Annotated in this window: 17 protein-coding genes and 1 pseudogene; 8 read left to right on the top strand and 10 right to left on the bottom strand. The window is 52.2% G+C overall.

The window, feature by feature from the left end; all coding sequences use genetic code 11:
- Window positions 1-364 precede the first annotated feature (364 nt).
- Window positions 365-1,516: a DUF2252 family protein gene (locus tag BMW46_RS13650; protein WP_074709201.1), complete on the bottom strand. Its 1,152-nt coding sequence runs from the start codon at window positions 1,514-1,516 to the stop codon at window positions 365-367.
- 128 nt (window positions 1,517-1,644) lie between these two features.
- Here BMW46_RS13650 and BMW46_RS13645 point away from each other — a divergent pair, with 128 nt between their 5' ends.
- The gene (locus BMW46_RS13645) at window positions 1,645-2,463 is read left to right on the top strand and encodes an SDR family NAD(P)-dependent oxidoreductase (RefSeq protein WP_074709200.1); all 819 of its coding nucleotides are present in this window, start codon (window positions 1,645-1,647) and stop codon (window positions 2,461-2,463) included.
- Between the two features lie 106 nt (window positions 2,464-2,569).
- Here the strand turns inward: BMW46_RS13645 and BMW46_RS13640 are convergent, their stop codons facing one another.
- Both BMW46_RS13640 and BMW46_RS13635 read right to left on the bottom strand, forming a co-directional pair.
- Window positions 2,570-2,812: a type II toxin-antitoxin system RelE/ParE family toxin gene (locus tag BMW46_RS13640; RefSeq protein WP_074709199.1), complete on the bottom strand. Its 243-nt coding sequence runs from the start codon at window positions 2,810-2,812 to the stop codon at window positions 2,570-2,572.
- Between the two features lie 229 nt (window positions 2,813-3,041).
- Window positions 3,042-3,830, bottom strand: a complete 789-nt coding sequence (locus BMW46_RS13635; RefSeq protein ID WP_074709198.1) for a polyamine aminopropyltransferase — start codon at window positions 3,828-3,830, stop codon at window positions 3,042-3,044.
- Between the two features lie 168 nt (window positions 3,831-3,998).
- On the opposite strand from BMW46_RS13635, the gene BMW46_RS13630 reads away from it, so the two are divergent.
- The 3 genes from BMW46_RS13630 (at window position 3,999) to BMW46_RS15480 (ending at window position 6,626) form a co-directional block, all read left to right on the top strand.
- Window positions 3,999-4,490, top strand: a complete 492-nt coding sequence (locus BMW46_RS13630) for a hypothetical protein (protein WP_143121477.1) — start codon at window positions 3,999-4,001, stop codon at window positions 4,488-4,490.
- Between the two features lie 200 nt (window positions 4,491-4,690).
- Window positions 4,691-6,163, top strand: a complete 1,473-nt coding sequence (locus BMW46_RS13625) for an SEL1-like repeat protein (protein WP_256377080.1) — start codon at window positions 4,691-4,693, stop codon at window positions 6,161-6,163.
- A gap of 319 nt (window positions 6,164-6,482) precedes the next feature.
- Window positions 6,483-6,626, top strand: a complete 144-nt coding sequence (locus BMW46_RS15480; RefSeq protein ID WP_177171103.1) for a hypothetical protein — start codon at window positions 6,483-6,485, stop codon at window positions 6,624-6,626.
- A gap of 268 nt (window positions 6,627-6,894) precedes the next feature.
- On the opposite strand, the gene BMW46_RS13620 is transcribed toward BMW46_RS15480, so the two are convergent.
- Window positions 6,895-8,007, bottom strand: coding sequence for a sulfate ABC transporter substrate-binding protein (locus BMW46_RS13620; RefSeq protein ID WP_074709196.1), 1,113 nt, complete (start codon window positions 8,005-8,007; stop codon window positions 6,895-6,897).
- Window positions 8,008-8,143: 136 nt separating this feature from the next.
- A complete protein-coding gene (locus BMW46_RS13615) occupies window positions 8,144-8,404 on the bottom strand; it encodes a hypothetical protein (protein ID WP_074709195.1) in 261 nt (86 codons plus the stop codon).
- A 245-nt stretch (window positions 8,405-8,649) separates the two neighbouring features.
- Here BMW46_RS13615 and BMW46_RS15475 point away from each other — a divergent pair.
- A pseudogene (locus tag BMW46_RS15475) lies at window positions 8,650-8,878 on the top strand (hypothetical protein); the annotation flags it as partial.
- A gap of 54 nt (window positions 8,879-8,932) precedes the next feature.
- Here the strand turns inward: BMW46_RS15475 and BMW46_RS13610 are convergent.
- The 4 genes from BMW46_RS13610 to BMW46_RS13595 form a co-directional block, all read right to left on the bottom strand.
- The gene (locus tag BMW46_RS13610; RefSeq protein WP_074709194.1) at window positions 8,933-9,385 is read right to left on the bottom strand and encodes a GrpB family protein; all 453 of its coding nucleotides are present in this window, start codon (window positions 9,383-9,385) and stop codon (window positions 8,933-8,935) included.
- Window positions 9,370-10,164 (bottom strand): AadA family aminoglycoside 3''-O-nucleotidyltransferase, encoded by a 795-nt coding sequence (locus tag BMW46_RS13605; protein ID WP_074709193.1) that lies wholly within the window; start codon window positions 10,162-10,164, stop codon window positions 9,370-9,372. Before BMW46_RS13605 ends, BMW46_RS13610 begins: the two co-directional genes overlap by 16 nt.
- A gap of 392 nt (window positions 10,165-10,556) precedes the next feature.
- Window positions 10,557-10,784: a helix-turn-helix domain-containing transcriptional regulator gene (locus BMW46_RS15980; RefSeq protein WP_371113522.1), complete on the bottom strand. Its 228-nt coding sequence runs from the start codon at window positions 10,782-10,784 to the stop codon at window positions 10,557-10,559.
- Complete coding sequence (locus tag BMW46_RS13595; protein WP_074709192.1) at window positions 10,765-12,393, bottom strand: hypothetical protein; 1,629 nt, start codon at window positions 12,391-12,393, stop codon at window positions 10,765-10,767. The genes BMW46_RS15980 and BMW46_RS13595 overlap by 20 nt, the downstream gene beginning before the upstream one ends.
- Before the next feature lie 180 nt (window positions 12,394-12,573).
- Between BMW46_RS13595 and BMW46_RS15855 the strand changes: the two genes are divergently transcribed.
- The 3 genes from BMW46_RS15855 to BMW46_RS13580 all read left to right on the top strand — a co-directional run bounded on the left by BMW46_RS15855 (window position 12,574) and on the right by BMW46_RS13580 (window position 13,616).
- Window positions 12,574-12,708, top strand: a complete 135-nt coding sequence (locus BMW46_RS15855; protein ID WP_256377078.1) for a hypothetical protein — start codon at window positions 12,574-12,576, stop codon at window positions 12,706-12,708.
- Window positions 12,709-13,107: 399 nt separating this feature from the next.
- Window positions 13,108-13,311 carry a DUF932 domain-containing protein gene (locus BMW46_RS15850; RefSeq protein WP_074709190.1) on the top strand — a complete coding sequence of 68 codons (204 nt, stop codon included), beginning with the start codon at window positions 13,108-13,110 and terminating at the stop codon, window positions 13,309-13,311.
- A 26-nt stretch (window positions 13,312-13,337) separates the two neighbouring features.
- Window positions 13,338-13,616 (top strand): hypothetical protein, encoded by a 279-nt coding sequence (locus BMW46_RS13580; RefSeq protein WP_074709189.1) that lies wholly within the window; start codon window positions 13,338-13,340, stop codon window positions 13,614-13,616.
- A gap of 426 nt (window positions 13,617-14,042) precedes the next feature.
- Here the strand turns inward: BMW46_RS13580 and BMW46_RS13575 are convergent, their stop codons facing one another.
- Complete coding sequence (locus BMW46_RS13575) at window positions 14,043-14,480, bottom strand: hypothetical protein (RefSeq protein ID WP_143121476.1); 438 nt, start codon at window positions 14,478-14,480, stop codon at window positions 14,043-14,045.
- Window positions 14,481-14,817 lie beyond the last annotated feature (337 nt).

The raw sequence follows: 14,817 nt of genomic DNA, 5'->3' as shown, positions 1-14,817 counted from the left end.
GAGGGATGAAGCGGAAGAAATACGTTGGCCAGAACGAGAACCGCAAGCATCACCATCAGCAGCGCCGTCGCCAGGCGCCGCATCCGGTTATTGGCCACCACTGGCTCTACAGGCCGCATTTCCTGATTCCCGGCTGGCGATTCCAACGGATGCACCCGATCGATGGCTGGAGATTATAAAAGTCGTGTTTTCAAAGCGCTTTCTGAGTCAGCTTGAGTCCAAAGTACACTTTACCCATTGCAGTGGTCAAGACGTTTTTTGCCATACCCGGTGAGAGCGACGGTAAACACAGCCGCAGGAGGGGGTCGATATCGGGACAACCCAGTCAGCAGGGTGCGCGGCATCCTCCTGCGTGCAGAAGGAGTTAAGGATGTTTCAGACAAGTGCTCCCGTCGCCTTTGCTCCCATCTTGCCTCCCGCTCCTCGTGGTGACAGCTGATCGCGGCCGGATCTCCAGAGCGAAGGGAACCATTTGGCGCATATGCGCTTTGCCGAGAACCAAAGCCAGATAACGTGCAACTTTTTGTGCCTCTTCCTGTGTCACCTGATCAATCTCAATTTTCATGTCCTGAGGCAGAAGCTCTCGAATAAACACCGAACGCTCAAGGAGACGAGCCGCGGCCATCCTTTCCCCTAAATATGGGGATAAGTGGCGAGCTCCCTCTACTACGCGCTCACCATGCTCTAGCGGCATTTTTGCAGTCGCATAGCGTGGAGCCGCAGCCACCGAGGCTTCCTTGATATCTATTAAACATAAATTCTCGTTGGAAGTGCTGCTCCCTACATTAAGCAGAACTGCATAGCGTAGTTTCCCAAGTGAACTGCACCCTTTCAGCCAATAAGCTGCATCTATGACACTCACTTCCGTGCTTTCATCGCGGCGACTCAAGGAAGTTACTAAATACGAAATGGCTTTTCTCTCGAATAATGCGATGATGCCAGCTTTTTCTTCCGCGGAAAGAGGCCAGAAGCATTTTCCCAGGGGTATACACGGTGCCGTGCCGGAAATGCGCTCTTTGGCCAGAGCATTCCAAGTCCGCTTGCCAGCTTTTCTCATGATCATTTTTATCGGTGCGGGAATGGTTATCAAATCCTTATCTATCTCTTCGCTGTCAAAAGCCTGCTCATACCCGACCATAAGTTGTTCCATCATCTGAGCAGTTATAACACCAGGAAGAGCCGAACTGCGGGCCGCCATTGAAAGCGATAATCCGAGCCGGATCAAATCATGAGCTGGGTTTCCGATAATCGTTTGGTCCAGGTCCCTTATTTGAATATCGATTTTCCCTTGAAGATTAGCAATAGGCCCAAGATTTCCTACATGGCAGTCCCCACAAATCCAGATTGAAGGACCACATGGCAAATTATTGGTAGGATTCTCTTCTAGCCATTCATAAAACTGAGCGGTATTGCCACGAACATACGCATGTGCTGACCGCGTCATTTTCAGATTACGCCTTTCACTCAGTAAGGCATTTCTTTCCTGTGGATTCGGTATTCCTGTCTTTTCCTTCATAAAATGAGAACTCATATATAAACTGGCGATTTCTATGGTTTTAGCTGACGCGAAGATTAAAGTAGACTTAACTAAACAACCGTGCAGAGCCGCACATAGGAATACCGAAAAATCGATAGGAGCGAATCATGAACCAGGGGATTGCATTGGTAACTGGCGCATCCAGCGGTATCGGAAGAGCAACAGCGGAGCTTCTTGCTCAAAATGGATATTATGTATTTGCCATAGCGCGGCGGAAGTACAGACTGGAACAGATCCGCTCTGATCGGATTGAACCAATCATCCTGGATGTTACGGATGATGAAGCTGTTCGAAAGGCCGTAGCGTACGTTATATCGACCAAGAGCCGGATCGACGTGCTGGTAAATAATGCTGGGATTAGCCAACTTGGCGCAGTGGAGTGCGTTCCCCTAGAAGCTGCCCGCTATCAGCTCGAAGTCAATCTTTTCGGCTATGCCCGGTTTATGCAGGCAGTGCTGCCGCACATGAGAAACCAGAAATCTGGCTGCATCGTCAACATTGTTTCGGTATTGAGCAGGATATCCGTGCCCGGTTTTGGTTGGTATTCGGCGTCAAAATATGCTATTGAAGCGCTAACCGATGCGGTCCGGGGAGAGGTCATGGAGTTTGGAATCGATGTGGTGCTGATTGCACCTGGCTTGATTAAGACGGAGTTTGTTCCCAAAGAGCTCAGATTGCTGGAGACCATCTCTCATCCTCCTGCATACAAAAATCTCCTTTCAGGCATACGAAACCTCGTAGCTGACGAGCCCGAGGCGCCTGGACCTGAGATCATTGCAAAGGCCGTACTGGACGCTGTCACCGCGTCTCCTCCTGTAAGACACGCGCTGCCTCTCGATTCCAAGATGTCCGTTATTGCGAGATGGCTATTAGGCGCGCGAATCTTCGCCTGGGCAGTGCGGCTTCAGATGAAGTTTTCGAGATAAGAAACTGCTTTACCAACTGGAAGTTCCGAACGCTCATTATTGTTGAACGCAGCACTATTACTCGGTAACAGCCATTACAACCACTGCAGCGGCGCTTATAAGCCCTTCAGCTTCCAAAGTAATCACTCGATAAAAGTCTGGAGCCAGACAGGATGCGTTCTATCCGCACTTTATTGGAATCCTGGGTATAGAAAATCAGGTAGCGGCCAAAAGGAATGGCGCGGATGCCTTCACCCAGCTCTTCGCGCAGCGGGAAGGCTTTGGGAAATGTCAAAATCTTGCTGCAATGCTCGGGGATTTCATTAATGTAAGACAAAGCCCGGTGCAGATTATCACGGGCAATGTGCACCTTTGCCGAAAGGCTATCAGAGTCAGAGGGGAGATTATGAACCTCCTTCTATTCTTGATGCAGGTTTTGCTAATCACTGCGTTCGGGTAACTTTGGTGCACAAGGGTACACACTCCGGTACACACGGAAAATCTCCTGACACGGGTCCGCTCAATCCAGAATGACGCGATCATCCTTTAACCGTCCTTTCATTCATGCCTCTCCTCAGATAAGGAAATGCCATCCAGGTTTAAAAAGGTCTGCGATGGGGCAGTTTTTGGGCGAACTTTGAGAATGGCAGGGAAAATTCTTTTTCCAGCACCTTTGCCGTTGCTGGCAGTTCTTCCCAGACGGCTCTTGTCGGCGGGTGCTTGAAGGCAAACACGATCAGATTGCCGTAAGGCTCTGCCAGTATGGTGGCAATACGCCCCGCAAAGCTGTTTTCAAGACGCGCGAGATATTCGTGAACTCTTCCGTCCCGGCTGAGCAGGTTGACAACCAGCACGCCATTTCTCGTCAATGCTTCACTTGCCTGATCATAAAAAGCCTGCGTGCATAGAGAAGCCACCTGCCTGCCATCGTCGAAACCATCGACCATCAGAATATCTGTGCTGTCTGGATGGGCAGCAATATATTCACTGCCTTCTGCGATCAGCACTTCCAGGCGCTCATCATCAGCCGGCACGTAGAATTGACTGCGCGCGACCGAAACCACCTGGGGGTTGATTTCGATCACGGTCGTATTGACCGTTGGCAGTTGCCAGTAAACAAATTTCGTCAGTGAGCCTCCTCCCAAACCGATCATGAGAACATTTTTGGGTCGTGGGCGAAACAGCAGAAAACACATCATGCACTGGGTATAGGCAAGCTGCAATTCATTCGGGGCAGCGATACGCATTGCGCTCTGTACCATGCTGCTTCCCAGATGAAGTGAGCGGATACCGTACTCTTCGCTCAGGTGAACGAGCCCGGCGTCTGCGAGGGGTGGATTTCTGCTGACGTTTGCCTGCCGTTCACGGCGTTTCAGAAATCGATTCATGAAAGGAGCTTTTCCTTATCCCGTTGCTGTTGCCCCTGCCGTTCCCGCGGACAAGCTTTACAAGTCGTTCTTTTTGGCCTAGGTTTAGATTGAGCGGATACCGGCGTGATGTAATTCAGCCCGGGTTCCTGTCGAAGGGGAGGCAGAGTTTTGCAGGCAGGCATCAAATTGATTAAGGTTCTGGTCTTCTCTTTCTGCGGGACCCTGCTTGCGGCATGCGCAGCCATCGGCTGGGAGGAGTCCTCGTTTACTCACGGAGGAAAGGTCAGCGGAAATCTCGCTGTACTTGCCCACTGCACCGTCGACCAGCTTCAATCCGATAGTCGATGGATGATCCGCACCCTGCAATATCAGGTTTTCAGCTACCCGGATATTGCGGCAATGGAAATCTACGCCTATCCTGAAGGTGCACTCGCAGGCACCTATGCGCGCAACTCGCCTTCCAATCCCGATGCAGTGATCAGATACGGTCTGCCCACCCCCATGATCCATCCCGGCAAACCCGGCAGCAATGCTGACAAGGAAGTGGATCGCGATTATTCTTTCGTTCTCACCTTGAAACGAACGGATAATGCTACGACATTTGCCACCGTCAGTGGAAGGAAATATGAAAGCCGGATTGCGTGGGACACGCTGGAAACCTGCTCGGCTCCCGAATAACTCCTGCTGAAAAAAGCTGGGGGATGGCCGCATAAAATGTAAAAAACATAAAGCCGGCTTTCTTGATTTTTCCCTCGAAACGCGCGTAAGAAAAAAACAACCTCGCGAATAAAAAATTGCAGATGCCGTAACACCTGTAACTTCAGGGGCGTGCCGGGTAGAATGCGCGGGCAATATGGAGTCGGGAATTGAAAGTGAAAATGATGCGTCTATCCAAATCAGTGGCAACATCCAGGTTCGCAATAGCCGGCCCGGTGTTGATGTTGTTCGTCTCCCTGGCTATGGCGGGGGACTTCGAAGATGGAATGAAGTTCGTCCTCAGCAAGGACTACACCAAGGCTATGCAATCTTTCCGGAAAGCGGCCAACGAAGGGAACGCCGACGCGCAGTTCAATCTGGGCGTGCTGTATTCACGGGGCCGCGGCGTGCCGCAGGATCATGAACAGGCCGCCAAGTGGTATCGCAGGGCGGCGGAGCAAGGGGACGCACCCGCACAATCCATGCTGGGGTATATGTATCTGAAAGGTCAGGGCGTCCCGCAGGATTATCAACAGGCAATGTTCTGGTATTTCCGGGCGGCCGACAGCGGGTACGCCGTGGCGCAATACAATCTCGGGGTGATGTATGCGAAAGGCCAGGGTGTGGAAAAGGATTATCGGCACGCCCTCTCCTGGTATCTGAAAGCCGCGGAACAGGGACACGCACCTGCGCAGGCAATCATGGGGTTCATGTATCTCAAGGGGCAGGGGGTCGAGCAGGATGATCAGCAGGCCGTATCCTGGTATCGCAAGGCAGCCGAGCAAGGGTACGCAGAAGCACAATATGCTCTTGGCGTGCTCTACGCCAAGGGCCGCGGAGTAGAGCAGAGCAACCAGGAAGCCGCCTCTTGGTATCGCAAGGCTGCTGAGCAGGGGAACGCGGATGCACAGTTCAATCTCGGCATGATGTTCGCTGTGGGAGAAGGAGTCGTTCAGGATTATCGTCAGGCGGCGTCCTTGTATCGTCAGGCGGCGGATCAGGGATATGCGCGTGCCCAGTTCAAGCTGGGGGTGGCAAATGCCAGAGGGCGCGGCGTTCCTGAGGACGCTTACGAGGCAGCGGCATGGTATCGCAAGGCGGCCGAGCAGGGCTATGCTCCTGCACAGTTCAATCTCGGCGTGATGTATGCGACGGGTAAAGGCGTCATTCAGGATGATCGCCAGGCGGTGTCATGGTATCGACAGGCGGCCGAGCAAGGAGATCCGGATGCGCAATATAACCTCGGGGTAAGGTATGACACCGGGCGGGGCATCGAAAAGGATACACAACAGGCAGTAGCCTGGTATCGCAAGGCGGCCGAGCAAGGCTATGCGCGGGCGCAATACAGCGTGGGTGTGAAGTATGACAGCGGGCAGGGAGTGCCGCACGATTACGCGCAGGCGCTAGCCTGGTACCTGAAGGCGGCGGAGCAAGGGCATGCGGGCGCCCAGACCAATCTCGGCGTGCTGTATTACAACGGCAATGGCGTGAAACAGGACTATGTGGAAGCCGACAAGTGGTTCAGCATCGCCAGCGCCGGCGGCTACGAGGATGCCAAAGAGAATCGCGAACTGATGGAAAGGCTGATGACACCGATGCAAATCGGCGATGCGCGACGCGAGGCGGATGAATGGGCAAGAGCCCACCAAAGGTAATTCTGTTACCGTTACCGCCTCTCCTTTCCGCTTCCACCAGCCGGCCCCCATGGAACGAACAGTTTTCTGCTCGTATTGAACAATCATTCCCGCCTTCGCTCCCTGCTCGTTCCCAACCCCCCGCTCCTGGATTCCTCAACTCGGAGGCTCTGGTTAAAAGAACTTCGCCACAATCGCTCTAAATCACTGAATGCTCCTTCCTGGCTATGGTCTAGTATTGTGGAATTAATAAAAAACCACGAAGGCGGCTATCTCGAGCATTGCCGAAAATTTGCATTGCGCTTTACTACGGCCGCCTAAGTAAGCAGAGTTGGGTGGCTTGAGGCTGTCCCGCCAAGTTGCAGGACAGAGTCGGGCAGGCGTGGCAATCGAGGAGAAATACCAGTACTGGAAGGAGAAAATCGATGTGGCGGGGCAGGTGCAAAAAGCGGATGAAGAACTCTCTGGGATGGTTGCCGGGTGATTTAAAGGTGAAATGTATTCCTGCCGCTAAGTAACCATGAGCTACAGGCCCTGAAAAAGGGCCTGTAGCTGGATAAAGGGGAATTTTCGTGCACGGGAAAGTCCATCATTGCCTTTGTCAGCTGGCTTCCCGTTTTTCCTTATCATTCGCCGTTCAAAGCCTTTAACGTTGCACCGGCTTCAATGAGGCAACCCCTTGATGTGACAATCTTCAATTCCTCTCGCTTTGCTGCTTGTCGCTTGAAAGCGTCTGAAAGCGCTTGAAAGCACTAATTTTTGCGGATGAATAAATTATCCATCGCGCTTAGCTGTAAAACGGCATTGACAGCACCCTTCACGGCAACAGAATCCGGAACATCAACGGTGATCTGGTCAAAAATGCCGCCCCTGGCAAAATGTATCTTCTGAGCTCTCTGCCAGCCCCCGGACATCTCGTCAATGGTAAACAGCTCAAGGCGAGGAAACCGGTCCTCATACCTAGCGGCAACGGCCGGATCGCGAGGTCGGTAATAGTGCTTGGCGGCGATATGCTGCGCCTGGGATGTATGGAGGTATTCGATGTAGGAAGCCGCCACACTCCGGGTACCTTTCCCGTATGCGGCCGTATCCACTACGCTTATAGTGGGTTCGGCCACTATTGATATGGATGGGGTGACGATTTCAAACTCATCATTTCCGTTATTTTGAACGATCAGGTGTGCTTCATTTTCCCAGGTGAGGAGTACATCGCCTGTGTTGAGAAAGACAAAGGCAGTAGCGAGGTTTCCCGACTTTTTACCCTCGTAATCCAGCGGCTGGGCGTTGGCAAACAATTGGCTGACAAATTCGCGCGCCGCTTGTTCATTGCCGCCTGATTGCCTCATCGCGTATCCCCAAGCAGCAAGATAATTCCAGCGCCCGCTTTCAGACCGCTTTGGGTTTGCGGTAACTATTTTTATATCCGGACGTACCAGATCGCTCCAGTCCTTGAGTTCCTTGGGATTGCCTTTCCTTACCAGAAACACGATGGTCGAGGTATAGGCTGAAGGATAAGATTCATTCCGAAAATCCTGCGCTAAAAGCTGACGGAAGTCAGGCGCAATAAATCTTTCCTTGTCATGCAGCTTGTCCGCATCGTAGGACAGCGCAAGAGCAGGAACGTCGAGCCCATGGAGCGTAATCTGCGTGGGCTTGCCCGACTTATTCCTCGCCGGCTCAACTCTGATATCCAAGCCGGTGCGGGCTTTCCAGTGGGAGGCAAAAGCAGCATTCAATTCCTCATATAACTGCCCGGCAGCGCCGGTAGCAGGACGATCGGGAAAATTATTCAGGGTGGCGTAGGCAGCCAGGCTCACCAGCGCTATGAATATACCTACAGCAAAACGGGAACTATCGGTTGTCATTTTTCATTTCCTCCAAGTGACACATAATGGATCGAGCACAAATTGGTGCTTGTTCACCGCCTCCTCCATCAGAACAGACGCAGGAATTGGCATTACCTGGCTTTAAGTCAAGCCAGTTGTCCAGGCAGTTTTGGCTCTAACACACCGATAAGGCGGGGGGCAGGGTAATACCAGCAGGGCGAGAATGAGGATTAATGGGGGCTATGCCCACGCTTGGTCCGGTACTGTTTTCCCAAAGCACTACGGATTCAGGAAAACCAACGAGTTCTTCTTCGTGCACGTAAGGGGCTAAAGAACCGTAGGTTTCCCGAGGATCGTAAGCCAGGTTGGAAATAACGTTATCCATGCGCGTGATGTAACCCTCTTTGGTTCGTATATACACGGCGTATTCGAACATGGATCACTCCTGTCTAATAGGACTTGCTTTGCATATGGTACTGGGAATTTGTTACAGCCTTTATATAGGCGGCCACCGTTTCTGATCGGGTTACGGGTCCTGGCCTGTGAGTAGCGAGAACAGGAAATTATCGAACGTCATTTTCATTTCCTCCAGAAATAATAATCAAGGAAGGAAATTTAGCATCATCATCTGCTTATCAGAACCAATAAAAAAAGAATTGCTTATCAAAATAAGAGCGTTCCCAAGTAGGTTGTCCATCTGGCAAAGGGGAATCGGTCTATCTTGAGGAGGAAGTGGATTACGAGGAATGGGGCCGGGAATACTATCTGAGTGCAGTCAACACGGTGGTGGACATTCATACTCGTGTCTCCGACTTGTATAGCAGTCCTCACAATCAGATTCACGAACAAGTTCGCCTGGCCATCGAAATCGAAGGAGCGGCAGGAGCGAGAGCTTCTTAACAACGAGGAGTCGTAGAGGTGTCAGGTGTCAGCGTGCAGGCTCTGACAGCGGGATTTCTCCTGATCATAGGCAGCAGCAATGCTGGGGATTCTCGCGAAGATAGTCACGAAATGCGAGATGTCGCATGATCTCCGGTGAAGCTTCGGCATAACATTGAAGCTGAATTAACCTGCGATTCGTCACAGGATCGCTCTCCGTGCAGTAGCGTGACTCAGGCAAACCAAGTTCACCCCACCCTTCATAGCCCAGCACTTCAAGATCGGCCTGATGGCGATCCAGCTCAGGCAGACTTGTGACCACTGGCATGAGGTCGAGAACCGGTTTTGCACGAATGCCTGGTATTGCGGTTGATCCGACATGATGGACGAACAACAGGATTCTCCCCAAGGCAGATGCAAGCACCTTGCTTTCAACAAGAGCATTTTCAACCCAGCTTGGATCATATGGATGTAGTTTGACCTTGAGGGGTGGGGGCAATCTGGTTCCCCTTGCATCGATGCTTAATATGATGCGCAAATACGCTCAATCATCGCTTTGGCGTAGCACACAAACGAGGCTACTTGTTTCGTACGCCCGGCCAAGTCGTCTCGTACGGTACCCAGGTAAGCTGCCTGCGCCACCATCAGGACCGCTCGATACTCATGTGGTAGGCGCTCAAGCACCCATGAGGCGGCTACGTCCTTGGGCGCGATTTCACCCGTGGATATGCTAAACCAGATGCGTGCAAGAGCAAGCACAACATTCCGTTCATCACCTTGCCAGTCAGACTCTTCGTTCCACTGTGCAGTAGTGTCAGAAAGCGCCTTCACAAAGCTTTCCTTCGGAACTGGATCGAACAGTTCTGATGCAGGCGTTCCTACGAGGCAGACACTGCGTTGTCTCACCGTTGTTAGCAGAATCGCAAGGTCGTGGTCTGGGATGGCGGACTGAATAATTCCAGTCCCCAGCTGTTCGCGAAGCCATTCACCGAACTGGAACTCCCGCATCGGTGGATATCGCCAGGGAACCACTTCTTCCCGGACGATAACCGTCACTTCGAGTGCGCGATAAGCTTCACTGGTTCCAGGCCAGGCGGAGACTGACAGTAGGTCCATCATCAGCGAGCGCTGAACTGATTCGGCGAGCGGACCGTTTATGGTTACGAGCAAGTCGATATCGCTATACAGCTTGAGCCCCCCATCGACTGCCGATCCAAACAAATGAATTGCTTGCAGTGTTCCGGCCAGGTTTCGTTCAATCACTTCGCATGCACTTGACAGTTGCCGTGCAATTTCGACAGGTGGTGAAGTCCTCATGGCGGCTAATTATAGCGGCTTGCAATCGAGGCCATTTTCGGCCGAAAGTAACTGATTCTATCGGTCCCATCCAATCACTTTATCTGCAATGGAGCGTGCAATCACCGGCTTCCCGCTCGGATTATCTGCAACCAGATGTCCAACAAATCTATCTTCAATAAATTGCTTTCCCTCGGCTTCTCCCGCTACCACATAGGACAGTTTTTAATGGGAGAACTTTTGCTTTGAGGCTGCCGAGAGAATCCGATAAACGGTACCTTCACCCTACAAGAGGGGTACGGATGACAAGATCAGTCATACTGAAATTTTGCCGTTCACCTACAGTTACTGAGAAACGGCTCAAGGGGTCAAGAAAAAGGGAGTGGTGACGTAGAAAAGATAATTCAGAGTTTTTAACCGTGCACGTGATGCTCAGGCTCAACGGACAATCGCAGTCCGACTGTCTTGAGGACTGCGAGCAGAGTTTTGAGAGCCGGATTCCCTTTTGGCGATAACGTGCGATATAGAGATTCGCGACTGAGGCCGGCTTCTGCGGCAACTGCCGCAAGGGAACACCGAGTTGCTCGCCCCACCAGGTATGCTTGGGGGGCATGTCCCGGACTAATCAGGTGGCCGTACATCATCACCGTAACGTTTTACCACGTTGTCCCTGATAATCCAGTCGGCAGGCCGGTTGTCTGGGGAGTAGAAGCGGGTGTGTAAGTTTGAGTACGCCCGGTTGCCTCTGGTTTCGGCGTCATGCACAGCGACATCAGGAGTGAGGCCCATCTGATAGAGACTATCGGCGCGTTGGTAGAATAGGTTGCTGTTGAACCAGTAGTGGCGCACGTCTTCGTGAGGAGGAGCTGGATCATAGCCACCTTCACCGATCATGGCGCCGGTGTTTACAAACAAATTGCAGGCCGCATAGGCATAACTGGCTCCACCCTTGCTGGGATGACCGTGAATACGGTAGTTGTGTTTTCCTCCTGCTGAATCTGAACTACCGTTTTGAAGGCGGTTATGCACAGTCACGGTGTTCACCGAGTCATGCATACGTACTGTCGCTTCACTAACAGGTGTTGAATCATCGCGCGTGTAGCCTTTTGAATGCAAACGGTTGTTGGCGATGATGATGTCCTTATTCTGGGCAGCGATAGGTGGAGTGCTTAAGGGATTCCAGGCCGCCATCGGATAAACCAGGCTGCTTATCGTGCTATTGATGACTGCACCCCGGCGCACCCCCCGAAACGTAACGCCATCGCAATCATTGCCGTCGGTCTCGCATAGTGGGTCTTCTTGACTGTTGTTTAGGGTAATGCCGTCAATCAGGACATCCGTGATATACCCACTGTCCTCGTTTGTTGCAATTGCAGTTTCGGGAGTATTGGCCATGGTGGCGCGAATTCGACCGACTTCGCCGCCGCCGGTGATTTTCACGCGGTGGACAGGGCCAACAAGCTCGATGTTTCGCAGTTTGAATCCCGGCATAATGACGATTTCAACGTCAGAGGCATCTACGGAAACTGGCTCATCAATGTTGTCTTGAAAGAGGAAGCGGGTTCCCGATTTGTCACTCCCGGCGTAGCTATCCTGGAAATTACCGGAGTCGATAATGACATCTCTTCTGCTTGGGATTGAGGGAGGCGTCGGCCAAGCAATTGGCATTCCCTCGGGTAGCGGCCCCAGATCCGATATGCCCTGAACTAGGTTGCTAGGCGGCAGCGGACCAGGTTTGCAGATATAGGTTGATATCGGCTCTGATTTATTGTTTGTTTCATTACTTTCAGCCACCCGGCAGCCCTTTGGTCTCACGGGTATAGGGCAGTAGTCTGCAATTACACGCAGAAAGATGACCTCATTCAGGCGAGAAGGGACCCTTACTGTTCCTTTAAACATTAACGGAGGTTCCGGAGCTCCCAGAATTCGTGGCCCCAATTTTCGCGGCCCGAATTCGGGAAAGGCATTAAAGGGAGCCACGGAGGGAGTCTCGGAGTTGTAGTTGTATTGAATACCTGTTTCAAAAGACGGTGCAGGTGTTGTACTTCGATTTTTTACAACAAACTCAATAGGTATTCTTATTTCAACCCCACGTGTATGAATGATAGTGGTAGGCCCTGTAAGATCAGTTACGACCAGGTCAGGGAGCACGCGTCGCTGGGCAGTGGCATGATTAACAAGGGTGAGACCTATACCTAAGGTTGCGGCCAGAATGAGATTGCGAATTTTGAAGCAATCGTTAATTATCATTGCGTGCTCCACGACAGGGCGCTTTAAAGTAATGAAGAGTCTATTACTTAAACTAGGTGATGGAATTCAAGCTGTCAAAGGCAGACCTCGTATCTGTAGTCCATTTTCGCATCCCCAAAAATTTCCCATTCCCCGTTTGCCGTCTGTCACGGGCCATTCCCGCCGCTTTGCTTTCCTGTCATGGCCTATGATCCGCAAAGCTTTGCGGCCGCGCCGCACTTGAATGCCAACCTCGTCGGCAGGCCCCATGCTTCCCGCGCCAATCCCCCACAACGCCCCACCCTCTACGAGGGGGACTTGTGGGGGGATAAATGAATACGCGGGAAGTCATAGGCCGCTATTTGCCTGCCTTTTTACCCCACCCAATCCAACCCTTGCCCATGAGGGCAAGGGCTGTCTCCCCACTCCTGTCCCCCAGGGGCGAGCCGAGGAAAGTCCGAATGAGAGGATGTGATTCTCACAGCTGCTCCCCTCGGTACGCCTACATTCCTACCTGCCAAATTCTGCGGGCCTGCGCCATGCAAGCCAGATCAACGGCGAGGAAGCAAACGAGATCATCCTGCTCAACAGCCATGACGGACAGTGGGTGAACAGCTCGAAGAGATGAAATCACTCCCCCCTGAATGAAGGCGAGCAAAAGGCTTTCGCACGCGCCGCCTTGACCCTCAATATGAAGATTCGGAACCGGTACCGATCACGGAGCGGGATTTACTGATGCCGCGGCGTTTCTCGGATCGTGCAAGCAATATGTGGACGACCTTCAGCCGTGTTCAGGAGAGCCTGATTAAGGGCGGCATACGGAGGCGGAGTAAATCCGGAAGCTCCCTGCCCACCCACGCTGTGAATGGCATCGACCAGAACGTGAAGCTCAACCGCGCCTTGTGGATACTAGCCGAAGAAATGAGAAAGCTGAAATAACCAGGAGAAGGGGTCAGCATCTTTTTTTGCTGGCCCCAGTCCCGTTTCACATCCACGAAACAAGCGCATACGAGATAGCTGCGGCAGCGGGGAAAGGTTTTATATCCGGCTTTGCGGTAACTGCTGCTTGGCTTGTCACCAGAAATGCTGCGACAGCCGAGGCGATTGGTGGAGTAGTAGACGAAGTAATCAAAGTGGGATTGAACGGCAAATTGCCCGATTCTCCAACTGGGGTCATAAAATCAGTTGTCGCTGGGGCCGTATTAGGGAAAGATAGCAGGGGCGGCAATCCCATCGGTAGTTAAAAATATAGATATTCCGCTTTCTAAGACTCCAGCAAATCTAAATTTAAACACTGACCCTGGTCGAATGGTTGCCCAGACAGTCAGCACAGGTTTAGGTGGAGGCGCTGTTCAAGTGGTAGATAGGGCAACTTCAAAAGTCCCCAGAAAATAAGGGAGGGATCATGGGATTGAGCCGGGCATGCCGCGATCTATTTAATTCAGCTGAAATTTGCATAGAGAATGATTGGAGTATCTCCTGGGGTTTTCTTATGAGGACGTCATCCACTGGGAACAAGACAACTTGATGATGAACCCACTGCGGCCTTCTCTCCCGATGCTCTTATGTGGCTCCTACCCCACAAGGCACGTTTTGCAGCCCCCGTCTCACCTGCTGCTTCCGTTTCCCAGTATTGATTAACCGCTATAAGAAATGAAAAAAAGAGGAAATCAATCAACTAGGTGTGGAGAAGCCACTGGATCGAAGTCTCTCCACTCCCCATTCTCCCACTGGCCTTTGGCTATTTCGATGTCCTCGGCCCCGTGCTGTCTCAAACAATCAATTATCTGCTGTTTGTCATTGGCATTCGCCATACGCACCGCCAGCATCAATCCAGCCTGTCGCGGATGCATTTTGTTTGTACCTTCGCCCTCCCCGGGTAAACCTCCTGCTGTACCTGCAAGGGAGCCGGTATACCCGCCCACGGCAGCCGCTACTGCACCCACTGCCGGTCCTCCAATCACCGTGCCGGCAGCACCTGCTGCAATGCCTCCGCCGATTGCGCCGGCGGTCGCCCCTTTTGCCGCACCTTGATCGCTGGTTCTGGTCGCATTCTGATCGGAATCGTGAGCACCTAGCTGATTGTTAAAAAAAAATGAAAACATCATTCTTGCTAACAGAATCGGGCAGTGATGCTGCCGCTGCTCTAGCCTTATCATCTGTTTCAAATCTTCCCGCGATAATATCTTCCATAAATCTCTCCTGAGAATAATGGGCCAGCGCTCCAGCTATTGGTCGCGGCCACTCTAATGGGTCTGCAGTTCAAATGCTGAGTTGGCACCATCCTTGCGACTAGCGCAGCAGCTTTAAATGCCAAGGCTGGCGGCCGCCTCAACTGGGCGAGGTTGCTCAAGCGAGTCTTCGACATCGACATGGAGCACTGTCCGAGCTGCGGTGGGGAGTTGCAGCTCATTGCGGTGATCCTGGAACGGCCGGTGATCGAGA

The organism is Nitrosospira multiformis (assembly GCF_900111585.1).
GTDB lineage: Bacteria > Pseudomonadota > Gammaproteobacteria > Burkholderiales > Nitrosomonadaceae > Nitrosospira > Nitrosospira multiformis_B.
The sequence above is the reverse complement of the archived record's forward strand: the minus strand, read 5'-3'. Positions and strand labels throughout refer to the sequence as shown.